Origin of the sequence: Marivirga sp., assembly GCF_035704835.1 — a bacterium.
In the GTDB taxonomy this organism is placed as follows: Bacteria; Bacteroidota; Bacteroidia; order Cytophagales; family Cyclobacteriaceae; genus Marivirga.
Genome location: NZ_DASSWQ010000072.1, coordinates 111,899 through 128,072 on the forward strand (window position 1 = coordinate 111,899; position 16,174 = coordinate 128,072).

Annotated in this window: 30 protein-coding genes; all 30 read left to right on the forward strand. The window is 35.6% G+C overall.

The features are described from left to right. Nucleotides 1–11: 11 nt before the first annotated feature. The 30 genes from fusA to rplQ all read left to right on the forward strand — a co-directional run bounded on the left by fusA (nt 12) and on the right by rplQ (nt 16,149). Nucleotides 12–2,132 carry an elongation factor G gene (fusA, locus tag VFM92_RS12210; RefSeq protein WP_325122505.1) on the forward strand — a complete coding sequence of 707 codons (2,121 nt, stop codon included), beginning with the start codon at nt 12–14 and terminating at the stop codon, nt 2,130–2,132. 6 nt (nt 2,133–2,138) lie between these two features. Further along, nucleotides 2,139–2,444, forward strand: a complete 306-nt coding sequence (rpsJ, locus tag VFM92_RS12215; RefSeq protein WP_013455150.1) for a 30S ribosomal protein S10 — start codon at nt 2,139–2,141, stop codon at nt 2,442–2,444. 178 nt (nt 2,445–2,622) lie between these two features. Beyond that, nucleotides 2,623–3,261, forward strand: coding sequence for a 50S ribosomal protein L3 (gene rplC / locus VFM92_RS12220; protein WP_325122506.1), 639 nt, complete (start codon nt 2,623–2,625; stop codon nt 3,259–3,261). A gap of 2 nt (nt 3,262–3,263) precedes the next feature. Then, entirely contained in the window at nt 3,264–3,890 is a 627-nt protein-coding gene (gene rplD, locus VFM92_RS12225; RefSeq protein WP_325122507.1) for a 50S ribosomal protein L4, read from the forward strand. Between the two features lie 5 nt (nt 3,891–3,895). Then, nucleotides 3,896–4,183: a 50S ribosomal protein L23 gene (gene rplW, locus VFM92_RS12230; RefSeq protein WP_325122508.1), complete on the forward strand. Its 288-nt coding sequence runs from the start codon at nt 3,896–3,898 to the stop codon at nt 4,181–4,183. A gap of 11 nt (nt 4,184–4,194) precedes the next feature. Beyond that, the gene (gene rplB, locus VFM92_RS12235; RefSeq protein ID WP_325122509.1) at nt 4,195–5,016 is read left to right on the forward strand and encodes a 50S ribosomal protein L2; all 822 of its coding nucleotides are present in this window, start codon (nt 4,195–4,197) and stop codon (nt 5,014–5,016) included. Between the two features lie 3 nt (nt 5,017–5,019). Next, a complete protein-coding gene (rpsS, locus tag VFM92_RS12240; protein ID WP_303272012.1) occupies nt 5,020–5,298 on the forward strand; it encodes a 30S ribosomal protein S19 in 279 nt (92 codons plus the stop codon). Next, complete coding sequence (gene rplV, locus VFM92_RS12245) at nt 5,298–5,684, forward strand: 50S ribosomal protein L22 (RefSeq protein ID WP_325122510.1); 387 nt, start codon at nt 5,298–5,300, stop codon at nt 5,682–5,684. The genes rpsS and rplV overlap by 1 nt, the downstream gene beginning before the upstream one ends. A 2-nt stretch (nt 5,685–5,686) precedes the next feature. After that, on the forward strand, nt 5,687–6,421 hold the full coding sequence (rpsC, locus tag VFM92_RS12250; RefSeq protein WP_325122511.1) for a 30S ribosomal protein S3: 735 nt from the start codon (nt 5,687–5,689) through the stop codon (nt 6,419–6,421). 29 nt (nt 6,422–6,450) lie between these two features. Then, complete coding sequence (gene rplP, locus VFM92_RS12255) at nt 6,451–6,882, forward strand: 50S ribosomal protein L16 (RefSeq protein WP_325122512.1); 432 nt, start codon at nt 6,451–6,453, stop codon at nt 6,880–6,882. Beyond that, entirely contained in the window at nt 6,879–7,073 is a 195-nt protein-coding gene (gene rpmC, locus VFM92_RS12260) for a 50S ribosomal protein L29 (protein ID WP_325122513.1), read from the forward strand. The genes rplP and rpmC overlap by 4 nt, the downstream gene beginning before the upstream one ends. A gap of 8 nt (nt 7,074–7,081) precedes the next feature. Then, the gene (rpsQ, locus tag VFM92_RS12265; protein ID WP_013455160.1) at nt 7,082–7,336 is read left to right on the forward strand and encodes a 30S ribosomal protein S17; all 255 of its coding nucleotides are present in this window, start codon (nt 7,082–7,084) and stop codon (nt 7,334–7,336) included. Between the two features lie 2 nt (nt 7,337–7,338). Further along, on the forward strand, nt 7,339–7,707 hold the full coding sequence (rplN, locus tag VFM92_RS12270; protein WP_201918330.1) for a 50S ribosomal protein L14: 369 nt from the start codon (nt 7,339–7,341) through the stop codon (nt 7,705–7,707). 4 nt (nt 7,708–7,711) lie between these two features. After that, nucleotides 7,712–8,059: a 50S ribosomal protein L24 gene (gene rplX, locus VFM92_RS12275; RefSeq protein ID WP_325122514.1), complete on the forward strand. Its 348-nt coding sequence runs from the start codon at nt 7,712–7,714 to the stop codon at nt 8,057–8,059. Then, nucleotides 8,052–8,609: a 50S ribosomal protein L5 gene (rplE, locus tag VFM92_RS12280; protein ID WP_325122515.1), complete on the forward strand. Its 558-nt coding sequence runs from the start codon at nt 8,052–8,054 to the stop codon at nt 8,607–8,609. The genes rplX and rplE overlap by 8 nt, the downstream gene beginning before the upstream one ends. 2 nt (nt 8,610–8,611) lie before the next feature. After that, a complete protein-coding gene (gene rpsN, locus VFM92_RS12285; protein ID WP_325122516.1) occupies nt 8,612–8,881 on the forward strand; it encodes a 30S ribosomal protein S14 in 270 nt (89 codons plus the stop codon). Between the two features lie 91 nt (nt 8,882–8,972). Beyond that, nucleotides 8,973–9,371 (forward strand): 30S ribosomal protein S8, encoded by a 399-nt coding sequence (gene rpsH / locus VFM92_RS12290; protein ID WP_325122517.1) that lies wholly within the window; start codon nt 8,973–8,975, stop codon nt 9,369–9,371. Nucleotides 9,372–9,380: 9 nt separating this feature from the next. Then, nucleotides 9,381–9,935 carry a 50S ribosomal protein L6 gene (gene rplF / locus VFM92_RS12295; protein ID WP_325122518.1) on the forward strand — a complete coding sequence of 185 codons (555 nt, stop codon included), beginning with the start codon at nt 9,381–9,383 and terminating at the stop codon, nt 9,933–9,935. Between the two features lie 8 nt (nt 9,936–9,943). After that, nucleotides 9,944–10,294, forward strand: coding sequence for a 50S ribosomal protein L18 (gene rplR / locus VFM92_RS12300; protein ID WP_325122519.1), 351 nt, complete (start codon nt 9,944–9,946; stop codon nt 10,292–10,294). Between the two features lie 4 nt (nt 10,295–10,298). Continuing rightward, entirely contained in the window at nt 10,299–10,817 is a 519-nt protein-coding gene (gene rpsE / locus VFM92_RS12305) for a 30S ribosomal protein S5 (protein WP_325122520.1), read from the forward strand. A gap of 5 nt (nt 10,818–10,822) precedes the next feature. Beyond that, nucleotides 10,823–11,005 (forward strand): 50S ribosomal protein L30, encoded by a 183-nt coding sequence (gene rpmD / locus VFM92_RS12310; protein WP_325122521.1) that lies wholly within the window; start codon nt 10,823–10,825, stop codon nt 11,003–11,005. A gap of 1 nt (nt 11,006) precedes the next feature. Continuing rightward, nucleotides 11,007–11,453, forward strand: a complete 447-nt coding sequence (rplO, locus tag VFM92_RS12315) for a 50S ribosomal protein L15 (RefSeq protein ID WP_325122522.1) — start codon at nt 11,007–11,009, stop codon at nt 11,451–11,453. Nucleotide 11,454: 1 nt separating this feature from the next. Then, a complete protein-coding gene (secY, locus tag VFM92_RS12320; protein WP_325122523.1) occupies nt 11,455–12,774 on the forward strand; it encodes a preprotein translocase subunit SecY in 1,320 nt (439 codons plus the stop codon). Nucleotides 12,775–12,781: 7 nt separating this feature from the next. After that, nucleotides 12,782–13,000: a translation initiation factor IF-1 gene (infA, locus tag VFM92_RS12325; RefSeq protein ID WP_302103730.1), complete on the forward strand. Its 219-nt coding sequence runs from the start codon at nt 12,782–12,784 to the stop codon at nt 12,998–13,000. Nucleotides 13,001–13,007: 7 nt separating this feature from the next. Then, complete coding sequence (gene ykgO / locus VFM92_RS12330) at nt 13,008–13,124, forward strand: type B 50S ribosomal protein L36 (RefSeq protein WP_013455173.1); 117 nt, start codon at nt 13,008–13,010, stop codon at nt 13,122–13,124. A 2-nt stretch (nt 13,125–13,126) separates the two neighbouring features. Then, nucleotides 13,127–13,504 (forward strand): 30S ribosomal protein S13, encoded by a 378-nt coding sequence (rpsM, locus tag VFM92_RS12335; RefSeq protein ID WP_325122525.1) that lies wholly within the window; start codon nt 13,127–13,129, stop codon nt 13,502–13,504. A 10-nt stretch (nt 13,505–13,514) separates the two neighbouring features. Next, entirely contained in the window at nt 13,515–13,907 is a 393-nt protein-coding gene (rpsK, locus tag VFM92_RS12340) for a 30S ribosomal protein S11 (protein ID WP_325122526.1), read from the forward strand. 26 nt (nt 13,908–13,933) lie between these two features. Beyond that, complete coding sequence (rpsD, locus tag VFM92_RS12345) at nt 13,934–14,539, forward strand: 30S ribosomal protein S4 (protein WP_325122527.1); 606 nt, start codon at nt 13,934–13,936, stop codon at nt 14,537–14,539. 27 nt (nt 14,540–14,566) lie between these two features. Further along, on the forward strand, nt 14,567–15,556 hold the full coding sequence (locus VFM92_RS12350) for a DNA-directed RNA polymerase subunit alpha (protein WP_325122528.1): 990 nt from the start codon (nt 14,567–14,569) through the stop codon (nt 15,554–15,556). 5 nt (nt 15,557–15,561) lie between these two features. Beyond that, nucleotides 15,562–16,149: a 50S ribosomal protein L17 gene (gene rplQ, locus VFM92_RS12355; protein ID WP_325122529.1), complete on the forward strand. Its 588-nt coding sequence runs from the start codon at nt 15,562–15,564 to the stop codon at nt 16,147–16,149. The last annotated feature ends 25 nt before the right edge of the window (nt 16,150–16,174 follow it).

Genomic DNA, 16,174 nt, shown 5'->3' on the forward strand with positions numbered 1-16,174 from the left:
AAGCTAATATAATGGCAAGAGATCTCAGACTAACACGTAATATAGGAATTGCAGCACATATTGATGCTGGGAAAACTACTACTACTGAAAGAATTTTGTACTATACAGGTGCAAGTCATAAAATAGGAGAAGTTCATGATGGTGCAGCCACTATGGACTGGATGGAACAGGAACAGGAAAGAGGGATCACTATTACTTCTGCCGCAACTACTGTTTTTTGGCCTTATAAAGACGAAAAATATCACATTAATATTATTGATACTCCAGGTCACGTTGATTTTACTGTTGAAGTAAATAGATCTTTGAGAGTATTGGATGGTTTAGTTTTCTTATTTAGTGCTGTTGATGGTGTTGAACCTCAATCAGAAACTAACTGGAGATTAGCTGATAATTATAAAGTTTCTAGAATCGGATTCGTTAATAAAATGGATCGTGACGGTGCTGACTTCTTAAATGTTTGCCGTCAGGTAAAAGAAATGTTAGGTACTAAGTCAGTTCCACTTCAATTGCCTATCGGTGCTGAAGGAAACTTCAAAGGAGTTGTTGATTTAGTAGAAATGAAAGCCTTCGTTTGGAACGAAGAGGATAGCGGTATGACTTGGGAAGAGGTAGAAATACCTGCTGACATGTCTGATGAAGTAAAAGAATATCGTGAGCATTTGTTAGAATCAGTAGCAGAGTATGATGAATCCTTAATGGAAAAATACTTTGAAGATCCTGAATTAATTACAAGAGATGAAGTTATTGCTGCGTTAAGAGCTGCAACTTTAGATTTAGCTTTTGTTCCGATGTTGTGTGGTTCAGCTTTTAAGAATAAAGGTGTTCAAACATTATTAAACTATGTAATGGAATTATTACCATCTCCATTAGATAGAGATAATATAGTTGGAATCAATCCTGATACTGATGAGAAAACTAGTAGAAAGCCAACTTCTGAAGATCCTTTCGCTGCATTAGCATTTAAAATCGCTACTGACCCTTTTGTTGGTCGTTTATGCTTTGTAAGGTCATATTCAGGAACATTAGATTCTGGTTCTTATGTATTTAATACTAGAACCAATAAAAAAGAAAGAATTTCAAGAATCTTTCAAATGCACGCCAATAAACAAAACCAAATTGATACGCTTCATGCTGGTGATATTGCTGCAGTTGTAGGTTTTAAAGATATTAAAACAGGTGATACGCTTTGTAACGAGAAACATAAAATTATTCTTGAATCAATGACTTTCCCTGAGCCAGTTATCGGATATGCTATTGAGCCAAAAACTCAAGCTGATGTTGATAAAATGGGTATGGCAATTGCCAAACTTGTAGAAGAAGATCCTACCCTTCAGGTAAATACTGATGAGGAAACTGGTCAGACAATTCTACGAGGTATGGGAGAGTTACACTTGGATATCATCATGGACCGTCTGAAAAGAGAGTTTAAGGTAGATATCAATCAAGGTGCTCCTCAGGTTGCATACAAAGAGGCTATCACAAATTTAGTTGACCACAAAGAGGTTTATAAGAAACAGTCAGGTGGTAAAGGTAAGTTTGCTGATATCGTATTTAAATTGTCTCCTGCTGAACCAGATGAAAAAGGTGAAATTCAACCAGGTTTACAATTCAACAACAAGATTACTGGTGGTGTAATTCCAAAAGAATTTATCCCAGCAATTCAAAAAGGATTTACTGAAGCAATGTCTAATGGACCTCTTGCAGGATATCCAATTGAAGCAATGGCAGTTGAATTATATCATGGTAGTTTCCACGATGTCGATTCTGATGCGTTATCATTTGAATTAGCAGCTAGAATCGGTTTCAAAGAAGCAGCTAAAAAAGCAGGTCCTCAGTTACTTGAGCCAGTGATGAAAGTTGAGGTTTTAACACCAGAAGAATATACTGGTCCTGTTACAGGTGATTTGAATAAAAGAAGAGGTTTAATGAAGGGCATGGATCCTAAGGGTACTGCCCAGGTAATTAGAGCAGATGTTCCTTTATCAGAATTGTTCGGATATGTTACTGACTTAAGAACAATCAGTTCAGGTAGAGCAACTGCGTCTTTAACTTTTTCACACTATGACCCAGTTCCTCGTAATATCGCGGATGAGGTAATTGCAAAATCTAAAGGGGAGTCTGTTAAAAAATAAGGAATCATGAATCAGAAAATAAGAATAAAGTTAAAATCATACGATCATAATTTAGTAGATAAGTCTTCTGAAAAGATTGTAAGAGCTGTAAAGACAACAGGAGCAGTAGTAAGTGGTCCAATTCCTTTGCCTACTGAGAAAGAAATTTTCACAGTATTACGTTCTCCGCACGTGAATAAAAAATCTCGTGAGCAATATCAATTATGTACATTCAAAAGATTAGTTGATATTTATTCAAATAGTGCAAAAACAGTTGATGCTTTAATGAAACTTGAACTTCCTAGTGGGGTTGATGTTGAGATTAAGGTGTAAATGAATACTATATAAAATTTGATAAACCAATGGTCTTTGAATCATTGGTTTTTCTTTTTTAGAATTTTGTATTTTTTAATGTTGTAAGTTTTGTTGCTTGTAATATTTTACTAACTTTGCAGTCCTTTCGGGAAAAGCTACGCTTAAGCCCGCTAAAAGGTTGTTAATCAAATTAATAATGTCAGGAATAATAGGAAAAAAAATCGGAATGACTAGTATCTACGGTGTCGATGGACGAAATGTCGCATGCACGGTGATAGAAGCTGGTCCTTGTGTGGTTACACAAGTAAAAAAAGAGGAAACCGATGGTTATTCTGCTATTCAATTGGGCTATGATGAGCGCAAGGAGAAGAATACACCAAAAGCATTGCAGGGGCATTTTAAAAATGCTCAAACAACGCCTAAGAAAAAACTTGTTGAATTTCGTGAATATGAAGGTTATGAAGCTTTCGTTGATAAATTCAGCTTAGGTCAAACAGTGACTATAAGTGATGTTTTTGCTGAAGGTGATTATGTAGATGTTGCAGGTTCTTCCAAAGGTAAAGGATTCCAAGGTGTTGTAAAACGTCATGGTTTCGGTGGAGTTGGTCAAGCAACTCATGGTCAGCATAACAGGCAAAGAGCCCCAGGTTCAATTGGTGGTGCTTCTTATCCGGCGAGAGTATTTCCGGGTATGCGTATGGCTGGTAGAACAGGTGGGAATAGAGTTAAAAACACTAATTTAAGAGTGTTGAAATTGATTCCTGAGAAAAACTTACTTCTAGTGAGTGGTTCTATACCAGGTGCTAAAAATTCATTTGTAATAATAGAGAAATAAAGATGGAGCTTTCAATTATAAAACATACAGGCGAAGACACCGGAAGAAAAATTTCTTTATCGGATGCCATCTTTGATATAGTGCCAAATGATCACGCTATTTATTTAGATGTGAAACAAAAAATGGCAAATGCGAGACAAGGAACGCATAAATCTAAAGAAAGAGCTGAAATCTCTGGGTCAACTAGAAAGATTAAAAAGCAAAAGGGTACTGGTACAGCACGTGCTGGTAGTATCAAGTCACCGGTTTTTAAAGGTGGTGGTAGAGTTTTTGGTCCAAGACCTAAAGACTATAGCTTTAAATTAAATAAAAAGTTAAAAGTAGTGGCTAGAAAATCTGCTTTAACTTACAAAGCGAAAGACCAGATGATATCTGTTTTAGAAGGTTTTACTTTTAGCGAGGTAAAGACTAAGAACTATACAGATATGTTGACCAAGCTGTCTTTAAATACTAAAAAGACACTTTTAGTTTTACCAGAAGTTGATAAGAATATTGTATTGTCTGGTAGAAATGTTAAGAATACGCAAGTAACTACGGTTGATTCATTAAATACTTATGATGTGCTTCACGCTGATCAGTTGCTATTTGTTGAAGGTTCTTTAGAGAAAATTGAAAACTTATTTAAGTAAAAGACATGAGCGTTTTAATAAAACCACTTGTAACGGAAAAAGTCTCAAGCCTCAACGAAAAAGGTAAATATGGATTTGTTGTCGATATCAACGCCAATAAAATTCAAATTAAGGCTGAGGTTGAAAAAAAATACGGTGTAAATGTAGAGAGTATTAATACCATGAGGTATTTAGGTAAACAAAAATCTCGTTACACTAAATCTAGGGTTCTAACTGGAAGAAAACCTAGTTTCAAAAAAGCAATTGTAACTGTAGCAGAAGGAGAGGTAATCGATTTCTACAGCGAAATTTAATGATCTGAAAAATGGCAGTTAAAAAACTAAGACCAGTTACAGCTGGACAAAGATATAGGTTAGCACCGGTTTATACCGAGTTAAGTAAAGTGGCTCCTGAAAAGTCCTTGCTGGCTCCAAGTAAGAAATCTGGTGGAAGAAATAATTCTGGACGTATGACTATGCGCTATATAGGTGGTGGTCATAAGCAGAGTCAGAGGATTATTGACTTTAAGAGAAACAAATTTGGTATTCCTGCTAAGGTTGCTACTTTGGAATATGATCCGGGAAGAACAGCTTTCATAGCATTATTGCATTATGTTGATGGGGAAAAGAGATATATTCTTGCTCCTAACGGATTGAAAGTTGGTGATACAATAATTTCTGGTAGCGATATTGCTCCTGAGGTTGGTAACGCTCTTCCTTTAGCAAACATTCCATTAGGTACAATAATCCACAATATTGAGATTAAGCCGGGTGCGGGTGGTGCTATGTCAAGAAGTGCAGGTTCATATGCTCAATTATTAGCTAGAGATGGAAAATATGCAACGTTGAAATTACCTTCTGGTGAAATGAGACTTGTATTAACAACTTGCATTGCAACAATAGGTGCTGTTTCTAATGGTGATCATATGATTGTAAAATTAGGTAAAGCTGGTCGTAATCGTTGGTTAGGTCGTAGACCTAGAACTAGAGCGGTTGTTATGAACCCAGTTGATCACCCAATGGGTGGTGGTGAAGGAAAGTCTTCAGGAGGTCACCCTAGGTCAAGAAAAGGTTTATTGGCTAAAGGTTTGAAAACCAGAACGCCTAAGAAATATTCCAATAAATTAATTATCGGTAAAAAGAAATAATAGATGGCTAGATCGTTAAAAAAAGGACCTTATATTGACTTTCGTCTTGAAAAGAAAGTTGATAATATGAATGACTCCGGTAAGAAGTCGGTTATCAAAACTTGGTCAAGAAGATCTATGATTTCTCCTGATTTTGTTGGTCATACTTTTGCAGTTCACAACGGAAATAAATTTATTCCGGTTTACGTAACTGAGAACATGGTAGGGCATAAGTTAGGTGAGTTTTCTCCTACTAGAAATTTCAGGGGTCATATAAACAAAAAAGATAAAGGTAAGAGGTAATGGAAGCAATAGCTAAATTAAATAACGTACCTACATCTCCTCGAAAAATGAGGATGGTAGTGGATCTTATCAGAGGTGAGAAAGTTAACCGTGCTTTAAATATTTTGAAATTTGAATCTAAGCATGGAGCAGCTAGAATTGAAAAATTATTGCTTTCTGCAATTGCCAACTGGCAACAAGCTAATCCAGACCTTGACTTAGAAGATGCAAATTTATTTGTGAAGTCTGTAAAGGTTGATGGTGGTAGAGTTTTAAAAAGGTTAAGACCAGCTCCTCAAGGTAGAGCACACAGAATTAGAAAAAGATCTAATCATGTAACTTTGATTGTTGACAGTGCTGCGGATAAAGCGGTATTGGCTGAAACTGATAACGCTGAAAATAAATAACAATGGGACAGAAAGTTAATCCAATAGGTTTTCGTTTAGGTATCGTACGAGGTTGGGAGTCTAACTGGTACGGAGGTAAAGGTTTATCCTTTTCTGATAAGCTTATCGAAGATCAGAAAATAAGAGAATACATATTAGCTCGAATTCCTAAGGGCGGAATCTCTAAAATTGTTATCGAAAGAACTTTAAAAAGAATCACTTTAACTGTTCATACTGCTAGACCTGGTGTTGTTATAGGAAAAGGTGGTAGTGAAGTAGATAAATTAAAAGAGGAGCTTAAAAAATTGACTGGTAAGGATGTTCAAATAAATATTTTTGAAATTAAACGTCCTGAATTAGATGCCAAATTAATTGGAGAATCTATTGGTCAACAATTGAAAGCGAGAATATCCTACAGAAGAGCGATGAAGCAGGCAATTGCTTCTGCAATGAGAGTAGGTGCTCAAGGTATTAAAATTAAAGTTTCAGGACGTTTAGGCGGAGCTGAAATGGCACGAACTGAAATGTATAAAGAAGGTAGAATTCCTTTGCATACATTGAGGGCAGATATCGACTATGAAATAACTCCAGCGCATACAATCTATGGAACGATTGGTGTGAAGGTGTGGGTTTTCAAAGGAGAGGTTTTCGGCAAGAGAGACTTGTCGCTTAATGTTGGGGCAAGCGCACCTAGTAATAAAGGTGGTGGCCCGGCTAATAATAGAAGAAGTGAACGTCCTAAAAGAAAGCGTAAATAATCGCTTTCTTGGTAAAAGATTTTTAGAAAATGTTACAGCCAAAGAGAACAAAATTTAGGAAAAAGCAAAAAGGTAGAGTCAAAGGAATAGCTCAAAGAGGGCATAGAATTTCTTTTGGTAGTTTTGCTTTGAAGTCACTGGAGCCGGGTTGGATTACCAGTAGACAAATAGAGGCAGCTAGGATTGCCATGACAAGAGCGATGAAAAGACAGGGTCAAGTTTGGATCAGGATTTTTCCTGACAAACCAATTACAAAGAAGCCTGCCGAAGTAAGGATGGGTAAAGGTAAAGGTGCTCCGGAATATTGGGTGGCTACTGTAAAACCTGGTACGATCATGTTCGAAGCAGGTGGCGTGTCTATGGCAGATGCTAAAGAAGCTTTAAGATTAGCTGCGCAAAAATTGCCAGTTAAAACTAAGTTTTCAGTAAGAAGAGATTACTCAGAAAATATAGTATCATGAAAAACGCTGATATTAAAAAATTATCCATTGACGAGCTCAATGAGAATATAAAAGTTGAAGGACAAAAGCTTCACAAGTTGAAGTTTGCGCATGCGATCTCTCCAATAGAGAATCCTATGCAAATAAGAGATACTCGTAAGAATATGGCTCGTTTGCAGACTGAACTAAGAAGTAAAGTACTTGCTAAATAATTGCTAAGATGGAAAGAAACCTTAGAAAGGAAAGAGTAGGGTTAGTTGTAAGTAACAAAATGGATAAGTCCATTACCGTTTCTGTAGAAAGAAAGGTCAAGCACCCTATGTATGGTAAATTCGTTAAGAAAAATACCAAATTCATGGCTCATGATGAGGCTAATGATTGTACGATTGGCGATACTGTCAGAATACAAGAAACTAGACCGATGAGCAAGAATAAAAAGTGGAGATTAGTAGAAATCGTAGAAAGAGCTAAATAACCATGATACAACAAGAATCAAGATTAAGTGTAGCGGATAACAGTGGTGCTAAAGAAGTACTATGTATTCGTGTATTAGGAGGTACCAAAAAGAGGTATGCTTCTATTGGTGATAAGATTATTGTAACTGTTAAGTCTGCTCTTTCTTCAAGTAATTTGAAAAAAGGTACTGTTTCTAGAGCTGTAATTGTACGCACTAAGAAAGAGGTTAGAAGAAAAGATGGTTCTTATATTCGTTTTGAAGATAATGCTGCTGTATTATTAAATCCAAACGATGAACCAAGAGGTACTCGTATTTTCGGTCCTGTTGCTAGAGAATTGCGTGAAAAGCAATTCATGAAAATTGTTTCTTTAGCACCTGAAGTATTATAATATTATGGAAAGGAAAAAGAATAAACAAAAGAAACTTCATATCCGTAAGGGAGACACTGTAAAGGTTATTGCTGGAAATGCCAAAGGTAAATCTGGTAAAGTTTTAGAGATGTTAGGTGAAAAAGACAGAGCTATAGTTGAAGGTGCTAATATTATTACAAAACATAAAAAGCCTTCTGCAAATAGTCCTCAGGGCGGAATTGATAAAGTAGAAGCCCCTATTCATATTAGTAATCTAATGTTAGTTGATCCTGCTACAGGGGATGCTACCAGAACAGGACGCAAACTTGACGATAAAGGTAAATTGCAAAGATATTCAAAAAAAACGGGGGAGGTAATTAACAATGGCTAATCCAAGAATTAAAGAATTATATCTGGGTGAGATAATTCCCGCTCTTAAAGAAAAATTTCAGTATAGCTCTGCAATGGAAGTTCCTAAGCTTACAAAAATTGTAATCAACAAAGGAATTGGCGCTGCAACAGCTGACAAGAAGTTAGTTGATGTTGGAGTGGAAGAATTAACCATGATAACTGGTCAAAAAGCAATTCCTACTTATGCTAAAAATTCTATTTCGAATTTTAAATTAAGAGAAGGAATGCCTATTGGTGCCAAAGTTACACTTAGAGGTGAAAAGATGTATGAGTTTTTGGATAGATTAGTTTCTGTTTCATTACCTCGTGTACGTGACTTTCAAGGTGTAAAGGATAAGGGCTTTGACGGTAGAGGAAATTATACACTTGGAGTTAAAGAACAAATTATTTTCCCTGAGATAAGTATTGAAAAAGTTTCTACTATTTCAGGAATGGATATCACTTTTGTAACCACTGCAAATTCAGATGAAGAGAGCTATGAATTATTGAAAGCTTTCGGAATGCCATTTGCTAGTAAAAACAATAAATAATTATGGCTAGAAAAGCAGTAATTGCCAGAGAAAGAAAAAGAGAAAGATTGGTCGCTAAATATGCAGCAAAAAGAGCGGAGCTCAAAGCTGAAGGCGACTATGAGGCTTTAGATAAATTACCTAAAAACGCTTCTCCAGTAAGATTACACAATAGATGTAAATTAACTGGTCGTCCAAAAGGATATATGCGTAAATTTGGAATCTCCAGAGTTACCTTCCGTGAAATGGCTTCACAGGGGAAAATACCAGGAGTTACCAAAGCAAGTTGGTGATTTTTAAAATTTTATTTTTATAAACAAATTAATTTCTTAACTTTGCACGCCTGTTTCGGCAGGGCAAACAGAAATTATAATTAATTAAGAGATGGTAACTGATCCAATAGCTGATTTTCTTACAAGGGTTCGCAATGCTATAAAAGCAAAACATCGAATCGTAGAAGTACCGGCATCAAACTTGAAAAAGAGTATGACCAAAGTACTTCATGAAAAAGGTTATATCCTGAATTATAAATTTGAGGACGATAACGCTCAAGGTAATATTAAGATTGCTTTGAAATATGATCCTGAAACTAAAACTCCTGCTATTTCAAAATTGGAGAGAGTTTCAAAACCAGGGTTGAGAAAATATTCTGATTCTGAAAACTTGCCAAGAGTTTTAAATGGTTTGGGTGTTGCTATTATGTCAACCTCAAAAGGAGTAATCACTGACAAAGAAGCACGAACGCTGAAAATTGGTGGTGAAGTATTGTGCTACGTATATTAAATAATAGAAATGTCACGAATAGGTAAAAGTCTTATTAAACTACCTCAAGATGTATCTCTTGATATTGCTAAGGATAACTTAGTAACTGTTAAGGGTGCTAAAGGTACTTTAACACAGCAGATTGATTCTGCTATTTCTGTTAAGAATACTGACGGGGTTATTCAACTTGAAAGAGCTACAGAATCAAAAAGACATAAAGCAATGCATGGTTTATACAGGGCTTTATTGAATAACATGGTTACTGGAGTTTCTGAAGGTTATAAGAAACAGTTAGAACTTGTAGGTGTAGGTTATAAAGCTACTGTTCAAGGTAGTATATTAGAATTAAACTTAGGATACTCTCATAGTATTTTTATGGGATTGCCAGATGAGGTTAAGGCAACAGCTGAAACCGTTAAAGGTCAAAATCCTATTGTTACCTTGGAAAGTTTTGATAAGCAATTGATTGGTCAAGTAGCCGCAAAAATCAAGTCTTTACGTACAGTTGAACCGTATAAAGGTAAAGGGATTAGATTTGTGGGTGAACAAGTTAGACGTAAAGCAGGTAAAACTGCCGCTAAATAATATTAAAAATGGCTATTAGTAAACAAGATAGACGAGCACGAATTAAGTTAGGAATTCGAAGAAAAATTTCTGGTACTGCTGAAACACCTCGTTTGACGGTATTTAAAAGTAACCGTGCCATTTACGCACAAGTTATAGATGATTTAAAAGGTCATACATTGGTAGCTGCTAATTCTTTGGAATTGGGCGCCAAAAGTAATGCCGATATCGATACTGCTTCAAAAGTTGGTGAAACACTTGCACAAAGAGCACAAGAGGCTGGAATCAGTGCAATTGTATTTGATAGAGGTGGTTACAGATTTCATGGTAGAGTAAAAGCATTGGCGGACGGTGCTCGTAAAGGTGGCTTAAAATTCTAAATATATGTCTCAGAGTAATATAAAATCTGTTAGAGCAAGCGAAATCGAATTGAAGGAGAAGGTAGTAGCCATTAAAAGGGTTGCTAAAGTTGTAAAAGGTGGTAGAAGATTTAGTTTCTCAGCAATCGTAGTAGTAGGTGATGGTAATGGTGTAGTAGGTTATGGTTTGGGTAAAGCCAATGAGGTAACTGATGCTATTACTAAGGGAATTGATGATGCTAAAAAGAATTTGGTAAAAGTTCCGATTTTAAAAGGAACAGTACCACATGAGCAAATTGGTAAATATAGCGGTGGCTTTGTTTTAATTAAGCCAGCATCTCCTGGTACTGGAGTTATTGCAGGTGGTGCAATGCGTGCTGTGTTTGAAAGTGCTGGTGTTCATAACGTTTTAGCGAAATCTAAAGGTTCTTCTAACCCACATAACGTTGTAAAGGCAACTTTTGACGCTTTATTAAAATTAAGAGATCCTTTTACTGTAGCTAAAGATAGAGGAATTGCACTTTCTAACGTATTTAATGGTTAATCGCAATGGCTAAGATAATTAAAGTAACACAAATAAGAAGTGTAATAGGAAGACCTAAAGACCAAAAGCTAACAATTCAAGCTTTAGGTTTAGGAAGAATTAATAAAACTGTGACTAAAGAATCAACTCCTCAAATAGAGGGTATGTTGAGAAAAGTAGATCACTTAGTTAATGTAACTGAAGGATAAGATGAAATTACATACATTAAAACCAGCGGAAGGTTCTATTAAAGATAGAAAGCGTATTGGTAGAGGTCAGGGTTCTGGCGCTGCAGGTACTGCCGGTAGAGGTCATAAAGGTGCTAAATCTAGAAGTGGTTATAAATCCAAACGAGGTTTTGAAGGTGGTCAAATGCCTTTACAAAGAAGAGTTCCTAAGTTTGGTTTCAATAACTTCAATAGAGTTAGCTACAAAGCTATCAATTTAGGTGACCTTCAAATTCTTCAAGAGAAATATAGTGTTGACACTATTGATATGCATTTATTGAAGAGTAAGGGGCTTGTTGCTAAGAATGACTTGGTTAAAATTTTAGGGAACGGAACCTTAAAAGCGAAATTGAATGTTTCTGCTAATGCATTTTCAAAAACTGCAATAGAAGCAATCGAGAAAGCTGGAGGAACTGCATCAAAAATATAATATGAAGCGTTTTTTTTCTACCATAAAAAATATTTTCTCCATTGAGGAGCTTAGAGATAGGATATTAAATACCATAGGTTTTTTAATTATATTTCGTTTAGGCTCTTTTGTTGTTTTGCCTGGAGTAGACCCTTCAAAGTTATCAGGTGATGCACAGGGAATATTTGGTCTCCTCGATACCATTTTAGGTGGTGCATTCTCAAATGCATCTATTTTTGCCCTTGGTATTATGCCATACATTTCTGCAAGTATTGTGATTCAGCTTCTTACCGTTGCTGTTCCTTATTTTCAGAAAATGCAAAAGGAGGGTGAATCAGGTAGAAAGAAAATTACGCAAATTACAAGGGTATTGACTATTGCCATTACTTTTGTTCAAGGTGTAAGTTATGTTGCTGGGACTATTCCTCCTGAAGCAATTATGATGAGCCAAACTTTTTTCACTTTTACCTCTGTAATAGTATTAACTGCAGGAACGATATTCTGTATGTGGTTAGGTGAAAAAATTACGGATAAGGGTATTGGAAATGGTATTTCAATGCTTATTATGATTGGTATTATTTCACGCTTTCCGGGTTCTATAGTTGCAGAAGCGGTGTCATTAGGAATGAGTGGGTTTTTATTCTTCATATTAGAGATAGTTGCTTTGTTCTTTGTAGTTATGGTTACTGTAATGTTAGTTCAAGCTACTAGAAGAATACCTGTTCAATACGCAAAGCAGGTAGTAGGTGGAAGAGTTTACGGTGGACAGCGCCAATATATTCCTTTAAAGGTGAATGCCTCTGGTGTTATGCCGATTATATTCGCGCAATCATTAATGTTTCTTCCTGCCTTGTTAGCTAACTTATGGGCGGATGATAGTGATACTGCTGCTTATATTGGAACTGTATTTTCTGACTTTCAGAGTTGGCAGTATAATTTAACATTTGCATTATTAATCATTGTTTTTACATTCTTGTATACAGCAATAACGATTAATCCTAGTCAAATAGCTGATGATATGAAAAGAAACGGTGGTTTCGTTCCAGGTATTAAACCAGGTAAGGAAACATCGGATTTTATAGATAATATATTAACGAAAATAACTTTGCCAGGGTCAATTTACTTAGCATTAATTGCAATTTTACCTGCTTTTGTTGCAAGGGCAGGGGTTGGCACTCAATTCTCTCAATTCTTCGGAGGTACATCATTAATCATTATGGTTGGTGTTATATTAGATACCTTGCAACAAATAGAGAGTTATTTATTGATGCGTCATTATGAGGGTATGATGAAATCTGGCAAGGTAAAAGGTAGTTCATCACAACGAACAGCAGTAGCATAAATAAATTATGGCAAAACAAAGTTCAATAGAGCAAGATGGAACAATAACTGAAGCGTTATCAAACGCAATGTTTCGTGTTGAATTAAGTAACGGTCATGAGGTTATAGCTCATATCTCCGGTAAGATGAGAATGAATTACATTAAGATTCTTCCTGGAGATAAAGTGAAATTGGAGATGTCTCCTTATGATTTGTCAAAAGGTAGAATAGTATACAGGTACAAATAAAAAGATTATGAAAGTTAAAGCTTCAATCAAAAAGAGAAGTGTTGATTGTAAAGTAGTCCGCAGAAATGGCAAGCTTTATGTGATCAACAAGAAGAATCCACGTTTCAAACAAAGACAAGGGTAATTATGGCAAGAGTTTCCGGAGTAGATATTCCTGATAATAAAAGGGGAGTTATATCATTGACCTATATATTTGGTCTTGGTAGAAGTTCATCAGCAAAGATTTTAGAAATGGCTGGTGTTGACGCTGATAAAAAAGTAAGTGAGTGGACTGATGACGAAGCTAATAGGATTAGAACAATCATAAGTGAAAACTTCAAAACAGAAGGTGTTCTTAAATCTGAAGTGCAAATGAGCATTAAAAGATTGTTGGATATCGGGTGTTACAGAGGTTTACGTCACAGAAAAGGGCTTCCATTAAGAGGGCAGAGAACTAAAAATAACTCTCGTACTCGTAAAGGAAAGAGGAAGACTATTGCAAATAAAAAGAAAGCTACTAAGTAATCATTAGATCATGGCTCAAAAGAGAAAAGATAAAGCTAAAAAAAGAGTTGTTAATGTTGAGGCTATAGGCCAAGCTCACATCAGAGCTTCGTTCAATAACATCATTATATCGTTAACAAATTCTACAGGTCAGGTAATATCCTGGGCTTCTGCAGGTAAAATGGGATTTAAGGGTTCAAAAAAGAACACTCCATACGCTGGTCAGGTAGCAGCTCAAAATGCTGCACAAGCTGCCTATGATTTAGGTTTAAGAAAAGTTGAGGTATTCGTTAAAGGCCCTGGTGCAGGAAGAGATTCAGCAATCAGAACCATACAGAATACAGGTATTGAAGTAACGATGATTAAGGATGTTACTCCATTACCTCATAATGGATGTCGTCCACCTAAAAGACGTAGGGTTTAATTCATCGTTTTAAGTAATTAAAGAAAATGGCAAGATATAAAGGACCAAAATCCAAAATTGCAAGAAGGTTTAATGAACCTATTTTTGGTGCAAGTAAAGCATTATCTAAGAAGGCTTATCCTCCCGGACAACACGGAAGAGGTAGAAGAAGAAAGCAATCTGAATATGCTGTTCAATTAATGGAAAAGCAAAAAGCTAAATACACTTATGGTGTTTTAGAAAGACAATTTGCTAATTTATTCGATAAAGCTTCCAGAAAGAAAGGTATTACTGGTGAGGTTTTACTTCAGCTATTGGAGAGTAGATTGGATAACGTTGTATTCAGATTAGGTATAGCGCCAACAAGAAGAGCTGCAAGACAATTAGTAGGTCACAAACATATTTTGGTTAATGGTGAAATATTAAATATTCCATCTTACCAGGTAAAAGAAGGTGATGTTATCGGTGTTAGAGAGAAATCGAAATCTCTTGAGGCTGTAACAGATAGTCTTTCTTCAAATACAGTAACAAAATATTCTTGGTTAGAATTTGATAAATCTACCATGTCTGGTAAGTTTGTTAATACACCTCAAAGAGAGGATATTCCAGAGAATATTAATGAGCAGCTAATTGTCGAGTTGTACTCAAAATAAACAGTTAATTTAAAGAAATTTTATAATATGTCCATTTTAGCATTCCAAATGCCTGAAAAGGTTGCAATGGAAAAGGCAGATGATTTTCATGGCCTTTTTACATTCAAGCCATTAGAAAAAGGATATGGCGTTACAGTAGGTAATGCCTTAAGAAGAATCTTGTTATCTTCACTAGAAGGTTATGCTATTACAGGTATTAAGGTGCCTGGAGTATTGCATGAATTTTCAGCAATTGAAGGTGTAGTGGAAGATGTATCTGAACTTATCTTAAACTTAAAAATGGTTAGGTTTAAGAAAATTGCAGATGTTGCTGATAACAAAATTAATATTTCTCTAAAAAATACGAAAGAGTTCAAGGCCGGTGACATTAATAAATTTACTACTGCTTTTGAAATCTTAAATCCAGAGTTATTGATTTGCCACATGGATGAATCAATTAATTTTGAGATGGAATTAACTGTCGAAAAAGGTAGAGGTTATGTTTCTTCAGAGGAAAATACACTAGCTGATCAGGTAGTTGATTACATCGCAATTGATTCAATTTTTACTCCAATCAAAAACGTGAAATACAGCGTTGAGAATACGAGAGTAGAACAAAAAACTGATTATGAACAATTAGTTTTGGATATTGAAACTGATGGTAGTATTCATCCTGAAGTTGCCTTAAAAGGTGCTGCAAATATTTTAATAAAGCACTTTATGTTGTTCTCCGATCAAAATATGGTATTGGATGCAGGTGGGTCTGATGAGCCAGAGGCGGTTGATGAAGAAATGTTACACATGCGTAAATTGTTGAAAACAGCATTGAACGACTTGGACCTTTCTGTAAGAGCTTATAATTGCTTAAAGGCTGCAGATGTTAAATCATTAGGTGATTTAGTGGCACTTGAAATTTCTGATATGATGAAATTCAGAAATTTTGGTAAAAAGTCATTAGCTGAATTAGAGCAATTGGTGGCGGACAAGGGTTTAACCTTTGGAATGGATTTATCCAAATACAAACTTGACGAAGAATAAGGAAAATGAGACACGGTAAGAAATTTAATCATTTAAGTAGAACTGCTTCCCATAGAAATGCGATGTTATCAAACATGGCAGGTTCTTTAATCCTTTCTAAAAGGATTACAACTACTGTTGCGAAAGCGAAAGCACTACGGAAGTACGTAGAACCTTTGTTGACAAAATCAAAAGAGGATACAACACACAATAGAAGAATTGTTTTCTCTTCTCTAAAAAATAAAGAAGTTCTTAAAGAACTTTTTGATGAGGTAGCTACTAAAATTGCTAACAGACCTGGAGGGTACACAAGAATCATTAAATTAGGATCTAGACTTGGAGATGATGCTGAAATGGCTTTAATCGAATTGGTAGATTATAATGAATTGTTGTTAGGCGGAGAGAAGAAAGAAAAGAAAACTACTAGAAGAAGCCGTAGAGGTGGTAGTTCTAAAGGTTCAACTGCTGTAGCTTCTGAAACAAAAGAGGCTAAAGAAGATGCTCCTAAAAAAGAAGCCAAAAAAGAAACTCCTAAGGCTGATGCTAAAAAGGAAGAGACTCCTAAAGAAGAGAAAAAAGATAAAAATACAGACGAAGAAAAGGGAAATGATTAATCTTTCTCATATAGATTTAAGAAAA

Bases quoted from the DNA above. Each gene is read 5' to 3' on its own strand.
- fusA (WP_325122505.1), top strand. From the start codon at position 12: ATGGCAAGAGATCTCAGACTAACACGTAATATAGGAATTGCAGCACAT.
- rpsJ (WP_013455150.1), top strand. From the start codon at position 2,139: ATGAATCAGAAAATAAGAATAAAGTTAAAATCATACGATCATAATTTA.
- rplC (WP_325122506.1), top strand. From the start codon at position 2,623: ATGTCAGGAATAATAGGAAAAAAAATCGGAATGACTAGTATCTACGGT.
- rplD (WP_325122507.1), top strand. From the start codon at position 3,264: ATGGAGCTTTCAATTATAAAACATACAGGCGAAGACACCGGAAGAAAA.
- rplW (WP_325122508.1), top strand. From the start codon at position 3,896: ATGAGCGTTTTAATAAAACCACTTGTAACGGAAAAAGTCTCAAGCCTC.
- rplB (WP_325122509.1), top strand. From the start codon at position 4,195: ATGGCAGTTAAAAAACTAAGACCAGTTACAGCTGGACAAAGATATAGG.
- rpsS (WP_303272012.1), top strand. From the start codon at position 5,020: ATGGCTAGATCGTTAAAAAAAGGACCTTATATTGACTTTCGTCTTGAA.
- rplV (WP_325122510.1), top strand. From the start codon at position 5,298: ATGGAAGCAATAGCTAAATTAAATAACGTACCTACATCTCCTCGAAAA.
- rpsC (WP_325122511.1), top strand. From the start codon at position 5,687: ATGGGACAGAAAGTTAATCCAATAGGTTTTCGTTTAGGTATCGTACGA.
- rplP (WP_325122512.1), top strand. From the start codon at position 6,451: ATGTTACAGCCAAAGAGAACAAAATTTAGGAAAAAGCAAAAAGGTAGA.
- rpmC (WP_325122513.1), top strand. From the start codon at position 6,879: ATGAAAAACGCTGATATTAAAAAATTATCCATTGACGAGCTCAATGAG.
- rpsQ (WP_013455160.1), top strand. From the start codon at position 7,082: ATGGAAAGAAACCTTAGAAAGGAAAGAGTAGGGTTAGTTGTAAGTAAC.
- rplN (WP_201918330.1), top strand. From the start codon at position 7,339: ATGATACAACAAGAATCAAGATTAAGTGTAGCGGATAACAGTGGTGCT.
- rplX (WP_325122514.1), top strand. From the start codon at position 7,712: ATGGAAAGGAAAAAGAATAAACAAAAGAAACTTCATATCCGTAAGGGA.
- rplE (WP_325122515.1), top strand. From the start codon at position 8,052: ATGGCTAATCCAAGAATTAAAGAATTATATCTGGGTGAGATAATTCCC.
- rpsN (WP_325122516.1), top strand. From the start codon at position 8,612: ATGGCTAGAAAAGCAGTAATTGCCAGAGAAAGAAAAAGAGAAAGATTG.
- rpsH (WP_325122517.1), top strand. From the start codon at position 8,973: ATGGTAACTGATCCAATAGCTGATTTTCTTACAAGGGTTCGCAATGCT.
- rplF (WP_325122518.1), top strand. From the start codon at position 9,381: ATGTCACGAATAGGTAAAAGTCTTATTAAACTACCTCAAGATGTATCT.
- rplR (WP_325122519.1), top strand. From the start codon at position 9,944: ATGGCTATTAGTAAACAAGATAGACGAGCACGAATTAAGTTAGGAATT.
- rpsE (WP_325122520.1), top strand. From the start codon at position 10,299: ATGTCTCAGAGTAATATAAAATCTGTTAGAGCAAGCGAAATCGAATTG.
- rpmD (WP_325122521.1), top strand. From the start codon at position 10,823: ATGGCTAAGATAATTAAAGTAACACAAATAAGAAGTGTAATAGGAAGA.
- rplO (WP_325122522.1), top strand. From the start codon at position 11,007: ATGAAATTACATACATTAAAACCAGCGGAAGGTTCTATTAAAGATAGA.
- secY (WP_325122523.1), top strand. From the start codon at position 11,455: ATGAAGCGTTTTTTTTCTACCATAAAAAATATTTTCTCCATTGAGGAG.
- infA (WP_302103730.1), top strand. From the start codon at position 12,782: ATGGCAAAACAAAGTTCAATAGAGCAAGATGGAACAATAACTGAAGCG.
- ykgO (WP_013455173.1), top strand. From the start codon at position 13,008: ATGAAAGTTAAAGCTTCAATCAAAAAGAGAAGTGTTGATTGTAAAGTA.
- rpsM (WP_325122525.1), top strand. From the start codon at position 13,127: ATGGCAAGAGTTTCCGGAGTAGATATTCCTGATAATAAAAGGGGAGTT.
- rpsK (WP_325122526.1), top strand. From the start codon at position 13,515: ATGGCTCAAAAGAGAAAAGATAAAGCTAAAAAAAGAGTTGTTAATGTT.
- rpsD (WP_325122527.1), top strand. From the start codon at position 13,934: ATGGCAAGATATAAAGGACCAAAATCCAAAATTGCAAGAAGGTTTAAT.
- VFM92_RS12350 (WP_325122528.1), top strand. From the start codon at position 14,567: ATGTCCATTTTAGCATTCCAAATGCCTGAAAAGGTTGCAATGGAAAAG.
- rplQ (WP_325122529.1), top strand. From the start codon at position 15,562: ATGAGACACGGTAAGAAATTTAATCATTTAAGTAGAACTGCTTCCCAT.